The organism is Citrobacter sp. L55 (genome assembly GCF_002850715.1).
GTDB lineage: Bacteria > Pseudomonadota > Gammaproteobacteria > Enterobacterales > Enterobacteriaceae > Citrobacter > Citrobacter braakii.
On the sequence record NZ_KZ559427.1, the window covers coordinates 3750 to 26199 of the forward strand.

The following is a 22450-nucleotide window of genomic DNA, read 5'->3' on the forward strand; positions in this document are numbered from 1 at the left end:
GACTAAACACGCCGCTGCTGGCCTCCGGGGGCAGGGCGAATATCATTGTTTCGACCAGACGGGCCAGGTTGTAGCCGGTTTTTGCCGACACTGCATGCACCGGATAAGGACAGGAGAACTGCCGCGAGATGGATGCGCTCCGGGCAGTCAGTGTCAGTAGCTGGCCGGTGGAGGGCTGGCATGCATCCCTGTCCCATTCCAGCGAGGGTTCTGCCTTGTCGGCCTGGTTAATGACGAAGACAATGCTGCCTGATGAGACACCGCATTTGAGCAGGAACCGGTGAAATGCCTCATCAGTAGCACAGGCCCGGTCATCCGCCTTCATCACCCAGAGGATAAGATCCAGCGTCGGTAACTGCTCTTTATACAACTGCCGGTATTCACGGTCATAGTCCAGNATGCTGCCTGATGAGACACCGCATTTGAGCAGGAACCGGTGAAATGCCTCATCAGTAGCACAGGCCCGGTCATCCGCCTTCATCACCCAGAGGATAAGATCCAGCGTCGGTAACTGCTCTTTATACAACTGCCGGTATTCACGGTCATAGTCCAGGGTTTCACCTGCACCGGGCAAATCGACCAGCGTCATGCGGCGCCCGCCGATATCGAGCGAGAAGCGAAGCGGTTCACGGGTACAGCCCTGCACATCGCTGACCGGGCTGAGGGGCTGCTGAAAGAGCGCGTTACAGAGCGAACTTTTGCCACTTCCTGTTTTACCCATAATGCCAATCACTGGCTCATAATGGATATGCTGCCGGATGCGGTTCAGTATTGTGCGGGAGAGTGTTTCGGGCAGGATAGACAGCTGTTGCTTCAGGGCATCAAGGCCCTGTTCAGTTTTATCGGACACATTAACCTCCGTGAGTGGAATAATAAAATGGCAGCATTTCTGCTGCCGTTCTCACACAGGTAATATAGGTCTGAAATTTTTTTGAATGTANTGCTGCCGGATGCGGTTCAGTATTGTGCGGGAGAGTGTTTCGGGCAGGATAGACAGCTGTTGCTTCAGGGCATCAAGGCCCTGTTCAGTTTTATCGGACACATTAACCTCCGTGAGTGGAATAATAAAATGGCAGCATTTCTGCTGCCGTTCTCACACAGGTAATATAGGTCTGAAATTTTTTTGAATGTAATTTCTGGTCTGTATGATTGAGACTTTCATTCACTTCTGTAGTCAGGGAGAAAATTTATTCACCACCGCAGGTTTTCCGGTAATGTTCATTAATCAANCCTCCGTGAGTGGAATAATAAAATGGCAGCATTTCTGCTGCCGTTCTCACACAGGTAATATAGGTCTGAAATTTTTTTGAATGTAATTTCTGGTCTGTATGATTGAGACTTTCATTCACTTCTGTAGTCAGGGAGAAAATTTATTCACCACCGCAGGTTTTCCGGTAATGTTCATTAATCAAAATTTCCAGCATATCGCTGATACGAACCCCGCTACGATCAGCCATAAAGTCGAGTCGCGTTTTGGTTTCGTTCTTAAGATATGTGTTCAGCGCTTTTTTATCAGTACGGGACTGGCGCAATTTTTGCTGGTTCCAGGCTTTATTCAGATTCAGCAGGAATAAACGCTTTGTATCCGGAGCATCATCCCATAAATCGATCGCGGCACGCAGGGCTAAATTGCGCTCAGAATGACTCAGAGGAGTAAACCAGGTACTCAATCCCGGAGATGAAAGCATAAATGAAAGCCCGCCGGTGGGTACATTTCTTTCTTCCTGTAGTGATTTAAGGCTATTCCATGCCCACTGTACCGCCTCTTCTTCATCAGGTAACCATTTCAGCGGGACGGGTTTGCTGTAAATATTTTTCCACTGGTCTTTGAGCCTGTCCATTACCTGGCTCTTGAGGTGATTAACCGGTGGGGCAGGAATAATAATCCAGTCAAAGAAATTGAAGAGCAACTGCATTCTTTCCCGGTGACTTGTCGGGGATTTATTGAGCTGAAGGAACTGATACCAGTTCTGATCGTAACGTGCATCTCTTGATGAAGAAATCCCAAGCGTCAAATCTCCTACGGTATAAAGATAACCCCATAACCAGAAAGCGGCCCGTTCATCGCGTTCAAGCCAGTCAAAACGGTCAGCCGGTAAAATATTCTCGTTGCAGGCGGTATTTATTTCTTCCAGAAGTCTGTCCTGCTGTTCTTTATCAGGGTAGTGCTGATTGATGAGTTGATTGGCGACCTGATGGCAGCTGTCTGCATCCTGACGGTTTACGCCATTTGTTCTGATGTTTTTATTAATACCCAGCCAGTCAAGACAGAAATTACAGATTCGGCTGTCGCGGGTCTTTATCGGTGTTTTCCTGCCATCATTATAATTTATTGCCATTATCAGTATCTCATAAACTAAACTACACAGTAGTGGTTGGTGTGGTGATTATCGTAGAAATACAGTAGCATGATGATGGTTTTATCGTCACTAAAAAATGCATCTGGTAGTCATCGTGAAGTGATATGCTGGTTTGATGTGGGTTGGTTAAAGGTTTTACTACGGTATTATCATCGTTATTTTTAATGTTTTTACTCTTTCCTGTCTCTGTTTTTCTGCCTTTTTCATGCTTGCATAGCTCTCTGCAAGCTCATCTTATCCTCTTATTCGTCTTCCTGCACGCTATCGTCTTCACCTCCATCAGTGATGTCTGTTTTTACTCAGGACGTATTGACGGCATCACACAGGGTTCACCCTTCGTATTTATAATTTGTGGTTCAGTAGCAGGAGTAAGGGCTTCTTTGGAGAAGGGTATTAACAGGTTGAGGTCATGTGATGTCTCGGTTTTTTTATTCTTCTTGCTGAAGAGATAATTCCAGAGTGAATATGTATGGCTTTTATCGCGTATAACGCTGGCCTGATGCAGCCTGCTCTGGTATTGCAGTTATGTCTGATATGTTGGATTGGTATTAATATATTAAAGAAGGGGCTATCTTTATGGGTAACTAACAATTAAGACAAGAGTATTGTTCAGAAGGATGAATGACAGTCTGGGAGAGTATAACCTGAATGGAGGTATTACAGTTAAAAAGGTAGTTATCGATGATATCAACCGACAGGTGAGGTTGCTTGTCGGATAGTACCTGAATTCAGCTATTTCTATTTATCAGGTATCAGATATCAGGAAGGGATAGTTATTTTGAAATAATGCTATGTAAACGAGAGGATAGGTTGGGTATTAAATTTAGTGATATTGTTGCTGGTGTATAAACCTTCAGGGAAGGGGGCGATAGATAATATTGCAGGGGGTAGCCTGAGCGTAAGGCAGTGTTTTTCGAAGTGTAAATACATAGTGATCGCTATGGTTTTAGTCTGTCTGCTTAGCGTGTTATTACGAGAACTGGCTATGACAAGTCATGCAATAATCAATTCAGTTAAAAGGATTGTGTTAACCCGCTGGATAGGTACCGGAGTATTGATTACATCAACGATACCATAATCCAGGACTGTAGTCTGTGTCGGGAGTCATAACCCATGCATATACCGTAGACCAGATGACGAAGTCGAAGGTTGCTTATTGCTACCATTAAAGCTGCCTATGCATGGGGTACGATTAACACATTAGCGGGAATTATTTGATAAGCGGTAGCGTTATAATCCCTGGATATCACAGAGGCTTTCTGTAATCCCCTGTAATCGCATAAAAGCTAACGCTAACAGAAATCTGTGAATGGCTTGGGTATATTGAACCTGACGCGTTACAGCGCGTTTTAGATGATGATATAAACCGCTGTTGGCTGACCAGAACGTTAATATCCGTTTCTGCATTGTTATCGGCAGGTTGGGTAATGTCCGGGCGTTTAATCAAACGGGGGAAGACGTTACCGGTTAATCATTTTTCATGCCGGGAGGCACACCGTTTGTCCCGGGGAGGGATCTGGGTGATGCAGTGTGCTCTCCGGGTTATTGTTGGCAGCCAGTCCTGGAACAGAAAGCGCTATCTGGATTTTTCGGCATCACTGAAGCATATCACGTATCCTCCGCATCCAGCCGACAACTTCACCCTCAGGATCGCGTTCGTGTATACGGGCAGCATTCATCAACGGGAACGCCCGTTCTGCCAGTCGGGCTTTGGCGGCGTTATCCTTCATCACACCGTCAAAGCGTTGTGCCAGTGAATAGGCTTCTGCAAACACTTTAGGGGTAGCTTTACCGCCGACAGGATGGTCGGTGACGTCGATCATCACACCAAAAGCTTCGTGAATGGCATCGGGATGAAGATAACTTTCGACTTCATGTTTCAGCGTCTGTGCTGCCCAGCATCCGTTGGCACGTGCATTAACGGCATTGACTGCTTCGGCATAAGCAGGAACATCACGATCGTAGATATGAATTTCCCTGCGGTTCAGGGCACGTAGATAATTTTCATTGACCCAGTGCTTGAGCGTTCCCCCACCCAGTACGATAAACGCCACACGTTCATCACTCTCCAGATCTGGAAGGGTGTTGTCTTCTGCGTGCAACGCTTTACTGAGAGCCTTAAAGGCGGCGACATCGGTTGGTCCTTCGACACAGAACAGCAGTCTGACCCGGTTGTCTGGTGTGACGCCCAGTGTATCGGTAACGATGCCGAAAACATCAGCACCAGCCTGAATGGTCGGTTGCCCGGTAGCGGCATCACGGGAAACAAAGCGAATGCTTTCACCCGGCAGCTCTGCAGCAAAGCCCGGACTGTGTGTGGTAAGGATAACCTGGCAACCAGCTTCGAGGGACAGGGATTTAAATGACTCAATCAGGATCCGCTGGTAATTAGGATGCTGTGAGGTTTCGGGCTCTTCAATGGCGTAGATGATACTGCGACGATTACTGGATTTCAGGCGTCGTTCCGCTTCAGCCTTAAAAAAGCTCACCAGCACCAGGCGACGGACACCACTGCCACGCTTATTCAGCGGAATCCCTCCGTCAGTATTGAGACCAACGGAGAACAGCCCCTGCCATTTTGCCGGTGTGGGAGGGGTAAATTCAGGTGTAAGCTCGCGTGCAAGACCCGGCTCAATGGTCTTCAGCGCTTCATGTGTGTTTCGGGCAATCTCTTCAGCTTTTTGCTGGACCTTCAACTGGATCCTGGCGATGTCGTCCTGGACTTCTGCCAGTGCAGCCGTGATGGCGGCTTTCATCGGACTTTGTACTTCATCGTCGGAATCCCGGCTACTTCTGTCGCTCTGGAAGAGTGCGAACATGGGCAACCAGCTCTCGATTTGCTCCCAGATACGCTTTGTGTCCTCTTTGGCTTTACTGACGGGAAGCTGTGTTTCCGTCAGTTGAAGATCTGCTGAGGCGGCCCATATGGCTTTTCGCATCCCGGGATTCCCCTTAAGCGAAACATTGAGCCCCAGTTCTTTCACCCTGGCCTGAAGTTCTTTTTCCTTCAGTTCCAGAAGGTTCTCAAAACCAGCAGCCGTGGGATGGTTTGCAATGACAAAAATCTCGGCAGTCGGCTTTTTGTTACTGCAGTTAAAGATCTTACGGATTTTCAGTGAGCCGTTTCCCGTCAGCAGAAACTCTTCCTTGAGGGTAGTTTCCGCGCCAGAGTCGAGCGTGAGGGAAGGGGGAAGCTCGATAAATTCGCAGGTGATCTCCACATTGTCCTGCCGGCTGTGAATACAGGCATCGCCCTTTTCGATAGATACCACACTGTTGTTGAAGAAGATCTCCAGTGCTTCAAGGATTGTCGATTTGCCAATGTCGTTGCGTCCGACAAAGGTTGTCAGGTCATCAAATTCAACGCTTACTTCTTGTGCATAACAGCGAAAATTTTTAACTGCCACACTTTTCAGTCGCATGTCTTTTCCCTTTTGATGAAACCGCTCAGTTGAACTGCCCGTTATTCTACCGGGCAGGTGAACATTTTTATTGACGGCTGTTTGATTTATCTCCTGATGTAAGCGCACAGCACCGCGAAGGGTGACGATATTTTCATGTGGCACACGGCAATCCGCTCCGGCATTGCGATGGCAGGCTTCCCGAAAAGTTTTTTTTAACGACACCGGTAATGGTTATGAACGATAACCCACCGGAGTCCATTTTGATGAGTTACACATACGACCCTTACTGGCAGCAACGCATCGCCGATACCTTCAGTTGTGCACTTAACGCTTACACCCGCTTACTGGCCCTGCGTGTTGACCTCCGTCTGCCGGATACGCCAGCGGCCACCGATGCGGCCGTTATCTCCCGCTTCACCGATGCCCTGAAAGCCCGCATTGCTGCCCTTCAGGAGCGTCAACGTCGCGAGGGAAAACGCGTCTGGCCGACCACGCTACGTTTTGTCTGGGCGCGGGAGTTTGGTGAAATCAAAGGGAAGAAGCATTACCACGCGGTGCTGTTGCTGAACCGCGATACGTGGTGCGGGCCGGGGGATTACCAGGACCCGGATTCGCTTGCAGGTATGATTAAACAGGCGTGGTGCAGTGCCCTGAAGGTGGATGCACAGGCGCATGCCGTTCTGGCCCGCTTCCCTAAGAGCCCGGTGTCCTGGCTGACGCGTGGTAATACCACAGAGCTTCAACAGGCGCTGGCGCAGGCCGCTTATCTTGCCAAACGCGAAACCAAAGTCACCGGTGATGGTGAACGTAATTTCGGTTGCAGCCGCGGCTGAGTCAGACATACCTCGATTTACCAGGCCTGATGGTATGGGCCTGGTAATTTTTTACAACGTTCCCCTATCCTCTGAGGCGAACCGGTAACCCCATAATTCAACCACCACCGGACGTCTCCCGACAGCCATATCCTCAGAGGGAGAAAAATACCATGACCACGACGAATTCGNCCTCGATTTACCAGGCCTGATGGTATGGGCCTGGTAATTTTTTACAACGTTCCCCTATCCTCTGAGGCGAACCGGTAACCCCATAATTCAACCACCACCGGACGTCTCCCGACAGCCATATCCTCAGAGGGAGAAAAATACCATGACCACGACGAATTCGAACATTAATGCCAGTCCTGACACACTGCTTTCAGCTCAGGACCCGCTAATCGACATGACCTTTATCACCACGTACACCGGTATGACGGACAAGTGGTTCTATAAACTGATTGGCGACGGCCTGTTTCCTAAACCCATCAAGCTGGGCCGCAGCTCCCGCTGGCGCAGAAGCGAGGTGGAAACCTGGATGCAGCAGCGTATTGCAGATTCCCGTGGCGCCTGAGCAGACGAGGTCTCCTGATGGAAAAACAACGCCGTACTAAACCACAGAACATCCCTGCACGCTGGAAGTGTCCCCGTTGCCGGCGACAGTATTGCGGTGCCAGACCCTGCCCCGTTTGTTTTCGCACTTCTGTAGCGCCTGCACAACTGTAACCCCGGCGGCCCGCAGAGACTGAATACCACGAATCATCTTTCGCTAACGCATAACTGACCCGCCATTCACACTGCCATGCTGCCCATACCGGGGCGGCTTACGCCTGCGTGTCGTCTGGCGGTAAGGAGTTCCACGATGTATGCCAAATCTTTCATAGCCCTTGACGGTAATGGTTGTCTCACCGGAGCCAGAACAGCACAACGGTATCCGTATGACCGCTACACCTGCCACCTGTGCGGTAGTGCGCTGCGATACCATCCTGAATACAACACTGAGCGACCTTACTTTGAACACCAAATTGACATGCTGACGGATAACGGGCGACAGCATTGTCCATATGTCAGACCAGAGCCTGAGGAGGCCCGTCATAACCGGCAACTTAAATCTTATGTACCGCATGCCCGCCCGCTGGTTTACCAGGATGACTGGTACTGTAGTGGCTGCGACAGCAATTACCATGGCGAGCGCTACTGCCTGAGCTGCCGGACCGGTGAGTTCAGCAGGACACTCTCTGATGCTGAAATCCACACTGCAGAGGTAACGGCATGCGCGTACTGAAATGTTACCTTGCAAATGACCGCGAAGGTCACTTTGTGACGGCCGGTGAGGCCATGAGCGCACCGGGGCAAATATGGAGTTGTGCTTCCTGTGGTTGTCGTCTGGTGCTGCATGCCGGCACTTTCAGCGACCCGGCGTGGTTTGAACACGATACGCAGAGCGTGGCCCGGGATGTGCTGATGAACTGTGCTCATCTTGACCCGGAAGTGAAAGCTGAGGCCCGGCACAGGAAGCTGCGCAATATGCTCAACGGACTGGATGCAACGGTGATGACGCTGTCCTGGTACTGTGTGTGGTGCGGTGACCATTATCAGGGCGTGAAGCACTGTTACCGGTGCCAGACCGGTATCTACAGCATCGAAGANCCATTATCAGGGCGTGAAGCACTGTTACCGGTGCCAGACCGGTATCTACAGCATCGAAGAGGCTAACTGGCAGATAAATTATATCTGCAGTTCCGGATAGTCCCCCCATCCTTATGAACCCGATACCGCCGTAGAGGCGGTGTTCTCCCTGATTTAACCCAAAGAGAGTTTGCATTGTGAATCATTCTTACACACGGGCGTCCGATGCTGTCAGCGCGGATGCCTTCAGTACGCGAGCATTTCTGCAACAGGCTGTTGACCATTACCCGCGACTGGCGGCATTCAGCTTAACGCTGAAATTGCCGTATTGTGAAGCCATGAGCGAATACCGGTCATTGATTCTGCGNATTGTGAATCATTCTTACACACGGGCGTCCGATGCTGTCAGCGCGGATGCCTTCAGTACGCGAGCATTTCTGCAACAGGCTGTTGACCATTACCCGCGACTGGCGGCATTCAGCTTAACGCTGAAATTGCCGTATTGTGAAGCCATGAGCGAATACCGGTCATTGATTCTGCGTTTTCACACCGAAGTCTGGCAGCGGACCGGCGAATATTCGCGCCAGTGCCAGCAGGCACGCCGTCCTTCACCTCCCACAGTACTGCGCTGGATGTGGGAGTCTGTCAGTGCGCCAGAGTGTAAAATGGTGCTGTTGATGAATCTTGATACGCTNTTTCACACCGAAGTCTGGCAGCGGACCGGCGAATATTCGCGCCAGTGCCAGCAGGCACGCCGTCCTTCACCTCCCACAGTACTGCGCTGGATGTGGGAGTCTGTCAGTGCGCCAGAGTGTAAAATGGTGCTGTTGATGAATCTTGATACGCTGGGAGTCTGGCGAGATGAGGTCGTGCAGCAGGAGATGAGCGGGGTACTCAGAGAGGCATGGTGCACGGTGACGGGTACTGATAGCAACGTCACCCGTATGGCGTCTTTCATTATCAGTCGCACAGGACGGTGTTCATTTTCACAGCCATTCAGTCAGTTACAAGCCCGGGTGAATGAAATGGTATCTCCCGTGATGACAGCCAGAACGGGTGTGGTTTGTCCGTGAAGGTAATTGTGTCTGTAAGCAAAGAAGATGGCAGTTAATTCAGGTCTGAAAATACGCACCTTATCCCGGTCTTCCCCGATCTCTGCTGCGCCGATATAATTTTTGAATGAAAAAAACTCACGATACCTTACCCCCGGAACAAACGTAAGCGTCCAGCGAGAACCGTATTGACGGGGATGTGTTATTCAGTTGGCAGTGCTACGCGCCAGGGGAGCAGTTCATTCACCAGATTGATCGGCCAGTCTGCTATAACGTTAAGCACATAACGGAGGTAGCTTTCTGGATCCACGCCGTTCAGTTTGCACGTCCCGATCAGACTGTACAGCAACGCTCCTCGCTCTCCTCCGTGGTCTGAGCCGAAGAACAGCCAGTTCTTTCTCCCCAGACTGACCATCCGCAGCGCATTTTCAGCGATATTATTGTCCGCCTCAGCCCAGCCATCATCTGCATAGTACGTCAGTGCCGGCCACTGGTTCAGTGCATACGTGAACGCTTTCGCCAGTTCTGAGTGTCGCGACAGGGTTTTCATCTTTTCACGTAGCCAGCTTTCCAGGGATTTCTGCAGCGGTTTCGTTTTCAACTGACGTTCGGCAAGGCGCTGTTCCGCCGGCATTCCCCTTATTTCCGCCTCGATGGCATACAACTCGCCGATACGCTTCAGGGCTTCATCCGTCAGGGCCGACGGCGTGCGGACGTGCACATCGTGGATTTTACGGCGGGCATGAGCCCAGCAGGCGGCTTCCGTTATCCGGCCATCCCGGAACAGCTCGTTGAACCCGGCATACGCATCCGCCTGCAGCACACCGCTGAAGCCGGCAAGATGGGTCTGCGGATGGATGCCTTTTCTGTCGGGACTGTAGGCGAACCACACTGCCGGCGCGACTGCTGACCCGGCGTTGCGGTCATCGCGAACATACGTCCACAACCGCCCGGTCTTCGTCTTCTTATTACCCGGCAACAGCACCTGGACGGGGGTATCATCGGCATGGAGTTTACCGTCGGTCAGGACATAGTCCTGAAGCGCCTCTTCCAGCGGGGACAGCAGCCGGCAGCATGCATCCACCCAGCCCGACAGCAGTGAACGGCTCAGTTCCACACCCTGGCGGCCGTATATTTCAGACTGGCGGTACAGCGGGGTATGCTCTGCATACTTTGAGGTCAGCACGCGGGCCAGCAGACCCGGTCCGGCGATGCCCCGCTCGATGGGGCGTGAAGGCGCGGGCGCCTGCACGATAGCGTCGCATTTTGTGCAGGCGTGTTTTTCCCGCACGGTCCGGACAACCCGGAAGGCGCTGCGCATCAGCTCCAGTTGTTCGGCGGTATCTTCACCCAGGTAGCTCAGCGCACCACCGCAGTCCGGGCAGCACGGCTTTACTGGCATCAGTCGCTTTTCGTCACGGGGGAGTGAGTCGGGGAACGGTTTGCGGGTACGGGTCTGGCGCAGAGGGCGCTGCACTGCCGGGTCATCCACCCGACCAGTCAGTGTATCACTTTCCTTCTGCAGCCGGTTCAGGTCAGCTTCCATCTGTGCGATACGGCGAGAGACTTTTTCGGAACGACTGCCAAAGTTCATCCGGCGTAGTTTATCCAGCTGCGCCTGCAGATGGTCTATTTCACGCTCCCGGTTGCTCAACTTTTCCTGCAGGGCGTGGATCAGCGCTTCCTGTTCGGCCAGGCGCTGTTTCAGCAGAAGATACCCTCTTAATTTGCAACCATCTATTGAGATCTAAAAGGATTCAATCTAGATGGGGGGCATGTGAAGGTCAGCTTTGAGCGATCAACGGACATTGCTAACAACCTTCTGTGTGAATTCTCAGGGAGCAGGTCAAAACGAACTGAACTGAAGGTTCGCTTTGAGCGCGGAGCTGAGCGTTACACTCATCATCACCCTCGGATAGATGCATTACGAATATAGCGCCGCATTAATCAACGGGGCTGCTCAACTTAAGCGTGTACGCTAACTCTGTACTAAGATGCTTAACCAACAGTTACTTTATGATAGCCGCGAATCAGCGCCACGCTGTCCAGAATACGTGAATTCTGAATGCATCAAATCACAAAGGCAACAGTGATCGTTATAAACACCTTAGTGAAGTCATCCTCGCAGGTAAGGCAACACATCCGTAAGGTATTTGGCCAAATCAAATACAACTAGATTGACTCGCGGGGAAGCCAGGGACTCTCAACTATCACTTTATCCCGGTGGGTGTCACCATTGATAATGTGCAGTGTACTTAAGCGCCCAATTTCATAATGCGGTAGCTGGACCGTGGATAATGGGGGTAAAAATAAGTTTCCAATGCCTACAAGATTGTCATAGCCAAGAACGGCAATATCCTGTGGGATTCTGATACCCTGCGTTAACAATGTTTGATACACCATAAATGCAATACGATCGTTACCACAGATGACCGAATCAAATCGCGGTTTCCCCTGTTCGATATGCGCCAGCAACATCTCCGGAATATCTCGGTAGTGCTCATCGCCGAATTGCATATAGCAGTGCTCAAGCGTATCAGGATCGATACTGGCTTCCCTGCAGGCGCGATCAAGCCCACGACGACGACGACGCGTCGCCAGATGGTTGACGGGTAAATGCAGGCATAGAGGGCGGCTGTATCCTGCTGCCAGCAGTGCCTGTACGGCCGTATACTGGCCATGTTCATCGTCAGGTATATAGCTGGCAACCGGCTCTCCCTTGTTCTCGCAGTTGGCCAGAACGCAAGGAAGCTCCAGTAACCGGGGAGGAATACTGACTTCACGCAGCCCCATGGTAGTAAAAATGATCCCCCCGGGGCGATGGGCGAGCAGCAGGTCGACAATATCGTCGGGATTATCATCGGTAAACATATTCACCACAAAGCTGTTCCAGCCATACGCCCGCGCGGTTTCTTCAATAGACAGCGTGATTTCTACTGAAAAAGGAGTGGTGACGGTATCCAGCGCAAGCACACCAATCGTTTTGTTCCGGGTGCCAACACGACGAATCTGCTGGGCAGAAAGGTCTGGCACATAATTTAACTGCATGATCGCCTCCTGCACCCGAGCCAGAGTCTCAGGCTTTACGCGTTTCGGGTCATTCAGCACCCGTGAAACCGTCATGAGCGATACATTGGCCAGTTTGGCCACATCCTTTAAAGACGCCATAGTTTTCCATTATCTGAATGCATACACCCGGTAAGGTGTTGTGAGCAAATGCGAATGCCCTATTCTAGGCATGGACACCCAGGGTTATGCAGACCACTCTGATAAATTTGAGCTAGATCTCAACATTTCAATGTTAACGTTAACTTTTGTGATTAACATCGACAAACAAATCAAAATCGAGTGTCCCCCCAAAATGATAACGTTACCATATTAGCATATCCTTCTTACGAGATTACGTAGATGAAAAAACGGCCTACTCGAAGTTACATGCTGCTCAGCGCTCTGCTGTTCTTTTTCTTTGTGACCTGGTCCTCATCAAGTTCACTGCTCTCAATCTGGCTTCACCAGGAAGTGGGGCTAAAAGCATCGGAAACCGGCATTATTTTTTCAGTATTATCCGTCTCCGCGCTCTTCGCGCAGGTCTGTTATGGCTTTATTCAGGACCGACTTGGTCTGCGCAAACATTTGTTATGGTTTATCACCGCGTTGTTGATCCTCTCCGGCCCGGCTTATCTGCTTTTTAGTTATTTGCTGAGCGTTAATATTCTGCTGGGCAGCGTATTCGGGGGCTTATTTATCGGGCTGACGTTTAATGGGGGTATCGGCGTTCTGGAGTCCTATACCGAGCGCGTCGCGCGTCAGAGTACCTTTGAGTTTGGGCGGGCACGCATGTGGGGGTCTCTGGGCTGGGCGGTTGCCACGTTTTTTGCCGGGTTACTGTTTAATATCAACCCTGACCTTAACTTCCTGGTGGCTTCATGCTCAGGGTTAATCTTCTTCTGCCTCCTGGCCCGATTAAAGGTGGCCGCGCCGGCAAGCATGGAGAAACTCGAAATTGGCGCTAAAAAAGTTTCTCTGGAAGACGCCCTGCGTCTGCTTACTCTGCCGCGCTTCTGGGCACTGATATTCTTCGTGGTCGGAACCTGCATTTACGGCGTATACGATCAGCAATTCCCGGTCTATTTCTCATCACAGTTCCCGACATTACGCGAAGGGAACGAGATGTTTGGCTATTTAAACTCTTTCCAGGTCTTTCTCGAGGCCGCAGGTATGTTTTGTGCGCCGTGGCTGGTTAATCGCATTGGTGCTAAAAATGGTCTGATATTCGCAGGAATGGTGATGGCGCTGCGCATGATTGCTTCAGGGCTGGTGGAAGGCCCCCTGCTTATCTCCATTACCAAACTGCTTCACGCGGTCGAACTGCCAATATTGTTAGTCGCCATATTTAAATACAACAGTCTGAATTTCGACAAACGTCTCTCCTCCACCATTTATCTGGTGGGATTTGCCTGCACCAGCTCCGTCATTGGTACCGTATTGTCCCCGCTGGCAGGCTTTAGCTATGAGAGATTTGGCTTCGCCCAATCCTATCTGATCATGGGCATCATGGTGTTCAGCACCACGTTTATTTCCATTTTCCTTTTGCGCTCAACTAAATCCTCATCTGAGCCATCTTTTCTGCAGCAAAAAGCTGTGTAATGTACTGAGAGTAAAGACGATGACATCCTTATTAGAACAGGCTGAACAGGTGCTTGAAAAAGCACAATCCGGGATTAATCCGCGCTGGTATCCGCGCTATCACCTCGCCCCTCGCGCAGGCTGGATGAATGATCCTAATGGCCTGGTATGGTTTGACGGCTGGTATCACGCCTTTTATCAACACCATCCCTACTCCCCGAAATGGGGTCCGATGCACTGGGGGCACGCCCGAAGCAAAGATCTGGTGCATTGGGAACATTTGCCCGTCGCGCTAGCGCCGGAAGGCCCGGCGGACAAAGACGGCTGTTTCTCAGGTTCCGCCGTGGTGGACGGCGATACGCTGGCGCTCATCTATACCGGACATAAATTTCACGGCCCGTCGGACACTGACGACAACCTCTACCAGGTGCAGTGTCTGGCGACCAGTCGTGACGGCATCCATTTTGAACGGCACGGCAAGGTGATTGATACACCGCCCGGACTGCATCACTTTCGCGATCCGAAGGTGTGGCGCGAAGGTGAGTTCTGGTACATGGTTGTCGGTTCCCGCGTGGAAAATACCGGTCAGGTGCGCCTGTACCGTTCCACCGATCTCCGCGAATGGCATGACGAAGGTATTTTCGCCGAGGCTGATGAAGGCAAGGGCTTTATGTGGGAATGCCCGGATTTCTTCCCCCTGGGAGAGAAGCGTGTCCTGATGTTCTCGCCGCAGGGCATGGCGGCGGAAGGGTATCACTATCGCAACCTGTTCCAGAGCGGCTATTTACTTGGGGACTGGCAGCCAGGTCAACCGTTCACCCACAGCGGACAATTTACTGAGCTGGACCACGGCCACGACTTTTATGCCCCGCAGAGTTTCCTGACCCCGGATGGCCGACGCATTGTCATCGGGTGGCTGGATATGTGGGAATCATCGATGCCCGAACAGCAGGATGGCTGGGCCGGAATGCTCTCGCTTCCTCGCGAATTAAGCCTTGTCGATGGTCGTGTGAGAATGAAACCTGCTGCCGAAGTGACCGCGCTGCGTGGCAGCTATTATCCCACGCCCGTCCGCTGTCTGAACAATCAGAACGTCCTTGTCGCGGCAAATGCCGACGCGGTCGAAGTTCAGTTGGCATGGGATTTGAGCGCATCGACGGCTGAACAGTTTGGTATCGCGTTGGGCGACGGGTTGAGAATTTACGTCGATGATCAGGCTGGGCGTCTGGTGGTGGAGCGCCGCTATCCGGAATATTCGCTGGAAGGCACTCGCAGTATTCCGCTTCCAGCAGACAGCGTTCTGTCACTGCGAATTTTTATTGACCGCTCATCGGTGGAAGTTTTTGTTAACGATGGTGACGCTTGCTTAAGCAGTCGTATTTATCCGCAGCCGGGCGAGCGTGATATTTCATTGTTTGCAAATCTGGGGAAGGCCTCATTATACGATGCGGGATACTGGTCTTTAGATAAATAATTCTCCGTTCCGACCTGTTTCTTGCAGGGTGAGTTTTTATTTCTGCCAGTCTCTGGCTGGCATGTTATTGTCTGGAATAATGAGAGAGCAAAATGGATGAAAGCGTAATACCTCAAAATTGCATTACCTCGAAAGATAAAAATATATTTGTTCCAGGAAAACAGATGCTGGCATTAATGGTGACATTAGCAGCATTTCCTGCCATTGCTGAAGACGTTACAGGAAACTATCAAAGCTATTTTCAGGATGAATCAGACACCAACGGTACGAGTGTTTCATTAGCCAATCAAGGCAATGAAAAATCATCCCTTAGCGCTTCATCTTCTCCGGTTGCTGCAGGTCAAAAACCTGAGCTCACGACCTCGTCAAAGCCAGTGACGTTATCGGCACCAATGGAGAATAAGAAAACTGCAGTAGAAAAACGTCCTAAAGGGGATAACCCTGAAGATGTCAGTCTGTTGCGTTTAAGGCAGGAAGATCCGCCGGTTAACTGGAACAGTATTGGTCGTAACATGGAAGTGGGTGGCTTGCATGGGAACATTGGATCTCAGATAGAAATTGACGATGTTCGCTGGAGCAATAATAAGAAAAACAGCGGCAAGTTTAAACTCGCCACCATTCAGGCTTTTTTAAGGCACGATGAATTGCCTAACTGGTATTTCGGTTTCTGGAATGCCAGAGAAGACAGTTATAAAGGACAGTTCAGTAATCAGGACTATAAAGGCACCAATACCATCAATGAATTTTTTGTGGGCCATATTTTCGAAACCTGGCGGGGTAATATCGGTACGGAAGTCATGGTCGGCTCCGAAACGGCAACTAAACGCTGGAAAAACCGGTTCAAAGTCTGGCAGGACCTGCGACTGTCCAACAAATGGAGCCTGGCCGGATACGCGTATGGCGAGTATCAGCCTCAGGGGAACGAACCGGGGAATGGCGATCTGGAGCAGTACATTTTCGAAATTGAGCCAGCCATTCAATACCGCGTGAATCCGGATCTCGGACTCTATTTGCGGCCCTATTATTACCATAACCGCCAGGAGCGTCAGAGCTGGGGCGACATTGTAGAAGAAGAATGGAAAGTCACGGCCGGGCTCTGGCGAAACTGGTATCCATTATTAACCTCCCTGTATGTTGGATTTGGCCAGGACAAAATAGATAACGCCAGCAATGCCAGCGAAGTTTTCTATGACGGCCGTTATAAGTTTATCGGTGGAACGCTGAGTTATCCGGTATTTGGTGAGGTGCGATTATATGGTGAATTCAAGGCACAATTTACGAAAGAAACCGGACTTTGGACATCAACCGGTCACTCATGGAATCCGTTTACCGTGGTTGGCGTGAATTATAACTTCTGATATTCAGGTGTAGCATGAAAAAATTAATAGTTGCGGCATCTTTCGCTCTGCTTGCGCTTTCGCTCGGCAATAACCCTGCCTGGTCACAGCCTTCGAAAGAGACATTACAGAATAAAAGCATCACCCATATTAATGGCTTTTTTCCGAGGGTTGAAGGTTCATTCGTGGGCGACCCTATGCCCGTTTTTAACGATGGCAAATTTGATATTTATTATCTTAATGATGTCCGAGGCGGCAGCGATCTGGGGGTACATGCTTTTCATCTCTTGTCGAGTGCCAACTTGTATGATTATCAGAACCATTCGGAAGTGATCCCCTACGTTAACGACGTTGACGATCCTGAACTGTTATTGGGAACCGGTTCGATTATTAAAGTCGGCGATACCTGGCATGCCTGGTACACCGCACACAATGAAAATGTGTTCCCGGTTGAGTCTGTTATGCACGCGACCAGTAAGGACCACCTTCACTGGGTGAAACACCCGCAGGACACCCTGTTACCCGGCGGTAACTATCGGGGTAATGATTTCAGGGACCCTCACGTCGTTTGGGTTGAGGAAAAGAAAGAATACTGGATGTTAATTACTACGCGCAGTAACGGTCGTGGGGTTATTGCCCGATACAGTTCAACGGATTTAAAGCACTGGGAAGATCGCGGCGTATTTTTTGATAACGACACCATCACCAGCAATGCCAACCTCGAATGCCCGACACTGGTTTACTTCAACGGACGCTGGTATCTCAGCTTTAGCGACCAATGGCCGTTACGCCTGACACAATACCGGGTTGCGGACAATCCGGAGGGGCCGTGGCGGAAACTGGACAATTATGTGGTCGACGGCTCAGGTTTTTACGCGGGTAAACTGGTTCTCAAAAACGATCGGCTGTTTGTTTTCGGCTGGATCCCGACGAAAGCCGGTAACCGTGACAGCGGCAACATTGATTGGGCAGGGAATCTGGTTGCTCATGAGCTCACCGCAGATGCCCAGGGCCAGCTCAACAGCATCCTCCCCCAGGAGCTTCAGAAGGTCATCAGTGAGAATCCTGGTCCGGAAACCACCTTGACGAGCACTAAGACGCTCAAAACGGACACGTCGTTCGGCCCCTTACAGTCGGCGCTGTACCCGGCCTTGCCTGAGCGCGGTGAGTTGAGTGCAACCATCGATGTTCCTTCTGCCGGAATGGTGATGAGCTTTGGTCTGACCGACGACAGAGTCAGTGATGCGATGCTGAACGTTGTGTTCAATAAGAGCAAAGGAAAAGTCTATTTTTTCAACGCGCCGCTAGCGTCGATTCATCAGGCTAACGCGGAATCCTGGGTGGACATTCCGATCGGGGAAAAAATTGAGTTACGCGTTCTCATGCAAAACTCAATTGCTGTCTTTTATATAAACAACAAAGTGGCATTCAGTACCCGGATGTATTCCATGCAGGAGAAACCGTGGAGTATTAGCCTGCCTCAAAACGACCATTTTCACGCGACGTTGAAAATAAAAGAAATGATTTAACGGGATATTATTATGAAAAACTATCATGCCCTGTCTGTTATTTTTACTCTTATGTTACCCGCGCTGGCGAATGCGAGCATGAGCATCATGAAGGATCCGTCTGGAAAGGTTATCGCCGTGGACCCGTGGTCATATCTTGATGAAGATGTTATGTGGACCTCAGCCCGCTCCTCCAATCCTGCCGGTGGCCGCGTTCATGGCCAACTGAAAATGAAATATGCCATTGAGGATAATAACTGGCGTAACAGCCATTTCCACAATGGGAATGATTCGCTGACGTTTGTACAAGGTGTGATGCGGCACGATGCGTTACCCGGTTGGTATCTGGCTTTCTCTGAGGGCAGAACCACTAACTATAACGGGACGTGGGAGGATCAGTCTTACCTCAGCCAAAACCAGTGGACTCAGTTGATCATCGGCCATGAATATTTTTACAAGCGTCTGCGCTATGGCTGGGATGTGATGGGAGGAAGCGCCTCAATCGAAGACCGCTGGCAAGGCCGCGTTAAGTTCTTTACCGATCTTCGGGTTACGGATAATTTCTCATTCTTTAACTACCTGTATCAGCAGATCGATCACCGGCGCAGCGGTGGGTCGCAAAACGACCGTGACGTGCGTTCATTTCAGATTGAGCCGGGCGTGCAATACATTATTAATAACAACACCGGTGTCTGGTTCCGCCAGCAGTTCGCATCTGCCATTTTAGACAGGGCGCAGTGGGGCGATATCGACGAAAAAAGCTGGACCACGTCAGTCGGCGTCTGGCGAAACTGGGGGAAGTTATCCACAACGCTCAGCGGCGGTTATGGTCATTATAAGAAATACAATGCGCAACCTGAGGATGGCGAAGTCTTTCAGAATACCCGCAATCGCTTCCTGAAGGTATCGGCAAATTATCCTTTGACCTCTCGTTTTACCGTGTCCGGAGAAGTTACTGGTTCGTTGATCAAACAGAACGGAAGTTGGGTCACTAACGGTGAGGCCATTACCACTGAGTATAAGCTGATGCTGGATTATAACTTTTAAACCGTACGCTGGATAATCCATGCCACCTGAACACGCTGAAGCGTTAGTAAAAATAGTGACCTTACCGCAGGTCACGTTTAAAAAAACAAGTTAATTATTATTAAGGAAATATCATGAATATCTGGACTCTTGGCGATGCTGTTGTTGATCTTCTACCCCTTACAGATATGCAATTTCGTGCTTGTGCAGGAGGTGCGCCATTTAATGTTGCGATAGGTACTGCACAATTGAAATGTCGTACCGGCTTTATAGGTCGCGTAGGGGATGACGATTTTGGCCATTTCCTGAGAAAAACTCTCGAAGATTCAGGAGTTTCTACACAATGTATCCAAATGGATAAATATCATCGTACAAGTACAGTACTGGTTTCTCTTAAAGATCAGGGAGAACGTGGTTTTACATTTCTTACGAACCCTTCAGCCGACCAATTTCTAACACAAGATGCCCTTCCAGCTTTTAGTGATGATATCCTGCATTTTTGTTCACTTGCGCTGGTTGCTGCAGATTGCCGCACGACTTTGACTAAAGCAGTCCAGGAAGTCATTGACCACGGTGGACTTATCAGTTTTGATGTTAATTTACGAGACCAAATGTGGCGTGATAAGGAAGAAATGTTTGCGACGGTGAGTCAATTCGCTGAAAAAGCCGATATCCTTAAACTCTCTGAAGAAGAGTGGTACTGGTTAATGGGTACACATGATTATACAGAGGCGTTAGAAGCACTCAAAACCCATCCTGCCAGATTAAAAGTGGTCACCTTTGGTGCGAGAGGTTCATTGGTATTATGGCAAGATATGGTGATACATTTCAGAGGATTTAATGTTAAAAGTATTGACACAACAGGCGCTGGAGATGCTTTTATGGCTGGGTTACTTGCCAGCATCGCCAATAAAGGTTTGCCAATGAATTTTCCAGAACTTCAATTAGCAATCACTCAGGCCAGTGCCACCGGAGCGCTCGCAACTACCAAAAAAGGTGCACTTACCGCCCTTCCTGATACAGCCGCACTGGAAACGTTCATTAATCATTTTCCATTACCGGGCTATGAGATCCTTGGAGCAACCGCTACGGTGTAACAACTTTTCATGCTGTATGGTGTAGGAATATAGCAAACGTATCTTCAATTGTTAGTTATGACCTCTAGAAGTATGAGATATCTTTTGTAGATAATCATGGCTGTGTATGGGCAGCCTTATACTGCCCCTTTTTCTATTACCTTAAGAAAGATAAGTACAGTTTGCTTTCCTGGAGATTAATGCATGCTCTGGATAGCTGTTACCAACGGTGCAAAACTGGGTCTTCCGCGACTTGGGTGGAAGAAAATCAATGAAACTTTTTAGTTAACAAAGATCTAAGCTGTTTTAAGTTATGGATAACGCGATGCCTTCACTTAAGACGCTTTTGCAGTTGCCTTGCGGATGGCAAACGATCCGGCAAACCGCTACCTCTGGTGGAGNTGTTACCAACGGTGCAAAACTGGGTCTTCCGCGACTTGGGTGGAAGAAAATCAATGAAACTTTTTAGTTAACAAAGATCTAAGCTGTTTTAAGTTATGGATAACGCGATGCCTTCACTTAAGACGCTTTTGCAGTTGCCTTGCGGATGGCAAACGATCCGGCAAACCGCTACCTCTGGTGGAGTGACGATCCATTTACAGGCGACCCGTAAAACCGGGCACTGCCCTGAATGCATGAAGCGCAGCACTTCTGTACATAGTCGACGCCGCCGCCGGATACAGCATCTGCCATGTTCGGGACAGACTCTCTGGCTGATATTTGCCGTTCGCCACTGGTACTGCCGAAATCCATCCTGTTCACGCAAAATATTTGCCGAATCTTTAGAGCCTTTTGCTGGTCCGCGACAGCAGGCTTCGCAATCACTGCAAAAATTACAGTATCAACTAGGGGTGATTGCCGGTGGAGAAGCGGGACAGCGGGCAGCAACGGCAGCAGGCCTGCGGACCAGTGCGGATACTCTTATTCGTAGGGTAATAACTACCCCTGAAACAAAGCAACCATGTACCCCTCACGTAGGGATCGACGAATGGGCCTGGTATCGGGGCCATCGTTACGGCACGCTGATAGTCAACCTTGATACTCACCGCCCTCTGGTTCTGCTTCCCGGACGCGACAGGCGTGCACTGGCATCCTGGTTCAGAAAATATCCTGAGATACAGGTAGTATCACGTGATCGCGGTGGCATCTATGCTATGGCTGCCAGGGAAGGCGCACCTCAAGCCAGGCAGGTGGCAGATCGCTGGCATCTGCTGAAAAATATTGGTGATGCACTCGAACGAATGATGTACAGATATATGCCTTTGATACGTCTTGTTGCCAGTGAGCTGTCGCCAAAGAAATCAGCAGAGCCAACGCCAGTAGAGCCACCATCATCACTCCGTCGCCCGGAACGGCTGAAACAGCAGACCCGCAAAAAACGACATCAACGCTGGACGGAAGTGATGGCATTGCATAATAAGGGATGCGGGTTCAGGGAAATATCCCGTATTACTGGCTTATCCCGGGTGACTATAAGCCGATGGGTACAATCCGGGGCATTCCCCGAAATGTCGACCCGCCCACCAAAACGAGGACTTCTGGATCCATGGAAGGTCTGGCTTGAAGAACAGCGGGAAAGTGGAAACCACAATGCCAGTCAGATATGGCGAGAAATGGTGGCTAAGGGATTTACAGGCAGCGAAACCATCGTCAGGGACGCCGTTGCCAGATGGCGTAAAGGCTGGCTCCCGCCGGTTACCACCGCCGCCCGACCTCCTTCCGCTTCCCGTGTGAGCCGCTGGCTGATGCCCTGGCGAATCATCAGAGGTGAAGAAAATTACGCTTCTCGTTTTATTAATCTGATGTGCGAAAAAGAGCCGCAACTGAAAATAGCGCAGCAACTGGCACTCGAGTTCTACCAAATCCTGAAAACTAAAAACAAACCGCAGCTAAGTAGGTGGTTCACCCGTGTCAGCGAAAGTGGTTTAACAGAACTTCAACGTGTATCTGCGGGGATGGAAACCGATGCAGCGGCAATATGTGAAGCCATAATCAGCAGGTGGAGTAATGGTGTTGTCGAGGGCCATGTAAATCGTCTGAAGATGCTGAAACGGCAAATGTATGGCCGAGCCGGGTTCGAGCTACTGAGACGACGGGTGATGAGTCCTCTGGCATGAAAATCTCCACCCAAGTTGCGGAAGACCCA

General features: G+C 50.2%; 16 protein-coding genes. 11 read left to right on the forward strand and 5 right to left on the reverse strand.

All coding sequences use genetic code 11. From position 1 onward, the window contains the following. From B9P82_RS29185 to B9P82_RS26680, 3 genes are all read right to left on the reverse strand, one after another. The coding region (locus B9P82_RS29185) for a GTPase family protein (protein ID WP_246842174.1) at positions 1–850 on the reverse strand (850 nt) is incomplete at its 3' end. A 520-nt stretch (positions 851–1370) separates the two neighbouring features. Continuing rightward, positions 1371–2339 (reverse strand): hypothetical protein, encoded by a 969-nt coding sequence (locus B9P82_RS26675; RefSeq protein WP_101701307.1) that lies wholly within the window; start codon positions 2337–2339, stop codon positions 1371–1373. Between the two features lie 1616 nt (positions 2340–3955). Next, on the reverse strand, positions 3956–5782 hold the full coding sequence (locus B9P82_RS26680) for an ATP-binding protein (RefSeq protein WP_101701308.1): 1827 nt from the start codon (positions 5780–5782) through the stop codon (positions 3956–3958). Positions 5783–6027: 245 nt separating this feature from the next. Between B9P82_RS26680 and B9P82_RS26685 the strand changes: the two genes are divergently transcribed. From B9P82_RS26685 to B9P82_RS26700, 4 genes are all read left to right on the forward strand, one after another. Further along, positions 6028–6597, forward strand: coding sequence for an inovirus Gp2 family protein (locus B9P82_RS26685; protein WP_101701317.1), 570 nt, complete (start codon positions 6028–6030; stop codon positions 6595–6597). Between the two features lie 313 nt (positions 6598–6910). Further along, entirely contained in the window at positions 6911–7150 is a 240-nt protein-coding gene (locus B9P82_RS26690; RefSeq protein WP_028016384.1) for a helix-turn-helix transcriptional regulator, read from the forward strand. A gap of 288 nt (positions 7151–7438) precedes the next feature. Continuing rightward, positions 7439–7861, forward strand: a complete 423-nt coding sequence (locus B9P82_RS26695; RefSeq protein ID WP_101701309.1) for a putative zinc ribbon protein — start codon at positions 7439–7441, stop codon at positions 7859–7861. Further along, positions 7849–8292 carry a putative zinc ribbon protein gene (locus B9P82_RS26700; RefSeq protein WP_101701310.1) on the forward strand — a complete coding sequence of 148 codons (444 nt, stop codon included), beginning with the start codon at positions 7849–7851 and terminating at the stop codon, positions 8290–8292. The genes B9P82_RS26695 and B9P82_RS26700 overlap by 13 nt, the downstream gene beginning before the upstream one ends. Before the next feature lie 1167 nt (positions 8293–9459). Here the strand turns inward: B9P82_RS26700 and B9P82_RS26715 are convergent. Together B9P82_RS26715 and B9P82_RS26720 are read right to left on the reverse strand one after the other, a co-directional pair. Next, positions 9460–10998, reverse strand: coding sequence for an IS66 family transposase (locus B9P82_RS26715; RefSeq protein WP_101701311.1), 1539 nt, complete (start codon positions 10996–10998; stop codon positions 9460–9462). 431 nt (positions 10999–11429) lie between these two features. Then, positions 11430–12425, reverse strand: a complete 996-nt coding sequence (locus B9P82_RS26720) for a LacI family DNA-binding transcriptional regulator (RefSeq protein WP_021514818.1) — start codon at positions 12423–12425, stop codon at positions 11430–11432. Positions 12426–12665: 240 nt separating this feature from the next. Between B9P82_RS26720 and B9P82_RS26725 the strand changes: the two genes are divergently transcribed. The 7 genes from B9P82_RS26725 to B9P82_RS26755 all read left to right on the forward strand — a co-directional run bounded on the left by B9P82_RS26725 (position 12666) and on the right by B9P82_RS26755 (position 22421). Beyond that, positions 12666–13904 carry an MFS transporter gene (locus tag B9P82_RS26725; RefSeq protein ID WP_001313400.1) on the forward strand — a complete coding sequence of 413 codons (1239 nt, stop codon included), beginning with the start codon at positions 12666–12668 and terminating at the stop codon, positions 13902–13904. Between the two features lie 19 nt (positions 13905–13923). After that, a complete protein-coding gene (locus tag B9P82_RS26730) occupies positions 13924–15357 on the forward strand; it encodes a glycoside hydrolase family 32 protein (protein WP_000202573.1) in 1434 nt (477 codons plus the stop codon). A 92-nt stretch (positions 15358–15449) separates the two neighbouring features. After that, positions 15450–16715, forward strand: a complete 1266-nt coding sequence (locus B9P82_RS26735) for an OmpG porin family protein (protein ID WP_101701312.1) — start codon at positions 15450–15452, stop codon at positions 16713–16715. Between the two features lie 14 nt (positions 16716–16729). Continuing rightward, positions 16730–18223 (forward strand): glycoside hydrolase family 32 protein, encoded by a 1494-nt coding sequence (locus B9P82_RS26740; RefSeq protein WP_101701313.1) that lies wholly within the window; start codon positions 16730–16732, stop codon positions 18221–18223. A gap of 12 nt (positions 18224–18235) precedes the next feature. Further along, positions 18236–19249, forward strand: a complete 1014-nt coding sequence (locus tag B9P82_RS26745; RefSeq protein ID WP_000800716.1) for an OmpG porin family protein — start codon at positions 18236–18238, stop codon at positions 19247–19249. Positions 19250–19362: 113 nt separating this feature from the next. Further along, a complete protein-coding gene (locus B9P82_RS26750; protein WP_001028756.1) occupies positions 19363–20325 on the forward strand; it encodes an aminoimidazole riboside kinase in 963 nt (320 codons plus the stop codon). A 476-nt stretch (positions 20326–20801) separates the two neighbouring features. After that, positions 20802–22421, forward strand: coding sequence for an ISL3 family transposase (locus B9P82_RS26755; RefSeq protein WP_101701314.1), 1620 nt, complete (start codon positions 20802–20804; stop codon positions 22419–22421). Positions 22422–22450: the final 29 nt, after the last annotated feature.

Excerpts from the sequence above, each read along its gene's own strand:
- B9P82_RS26725 (WP_001313400.1), top strand. The coding sequence starts at position 12,666 with ATGAAAAAACGGCCTACTCGAAGTTACATGCTGCTCAGCGCTCTGCTG.
- B9P82_RS26745 (WP_000800716.1), top strand. The coding sequence starts at position 18,236 with ATGAAAAACTATCATGCCCTGTCTGTTATTTTTACTCTTATGTTACCC.
- B9P82_RS26735 (WP_101701312.1), top strand. The coding sequence starts at position 15,450 with ATGGATGAAAGCGTAATACCTCAAAATTGCATTACCTCGAAAGATAAA.
- B9P82_RS26740 (WP_101701313.1), top strand. The coding sequence starts at position 16,730 with ATGAAAAAATTAATAGTTGCGGCATCTTTCGCTCTGCTTGCGCTTTCG.
- B9P82_RS26730 (WP_000202573.1), top strand. The coding sequence starts at position 13,924 with ATGACATCCTTATTAGAACAGGCTGAACAGGTGCTTGAAAAAGCACAA.
- B9P82_RS26755 (WP_101701314.1), top strand. The coding sequence starts at position 20,802 with ATGGATAACGCGATGCCTTCACTTAAGACGCTTTTGCAGTTGCCTTGC.
- B9P82_RS26750 (WP_001028756.1), top strand. The coding sequence starts at position 19,363 with ATGAATATCTGGACTCTTGGCGATGCTGTTGTTGATCTTCTACCCCTT.
- B9P82_RS26680 (WP_101701308.1), bottom strand. The coding sequence starts at position 5,782 with ATGCGACTGAAAAGTGTGGCAGTTAAAAATTTTCGCTGTTATGCACAA.
- B9P82_RS26675 (WP_101701307.1), bottom strand. The coding sequence starts at position 2,339 with ATGGCAATAAATTATAATGATGGCAGGAAAACACCGATAAAGACCCGC.
- B9P82_RS26695 (WP_101701309.1), top strand. The coding sequence starts at position 7,439 with ATGTATGCCAAATCTTTCATAGCCCTTGACGGTAATGGTTGTCTCACC.
- B9P82_RS26720 (WP_021514818.1), bottom strand. The coding sequence starts at position 12,425 with ATGGCGTCTTTAAAGGATGTGGCCAAACTGGCCAATGTATCGCTCATG.
- B9P82_RS26690 (WP_028016384.1), top strand. The coding sequence starts at position 6,911 with ATGACCACGACGAATTCGAACATTAATGCCAGTCCTGACACACTGCTT.
- B9P82_RS26685 (WP_101701317.1), top strand. The coding sequence starts at position 6,028 with ATGAGTTACACATACGACCCTTACTGGCAGCAACGCATCGCCGATACC.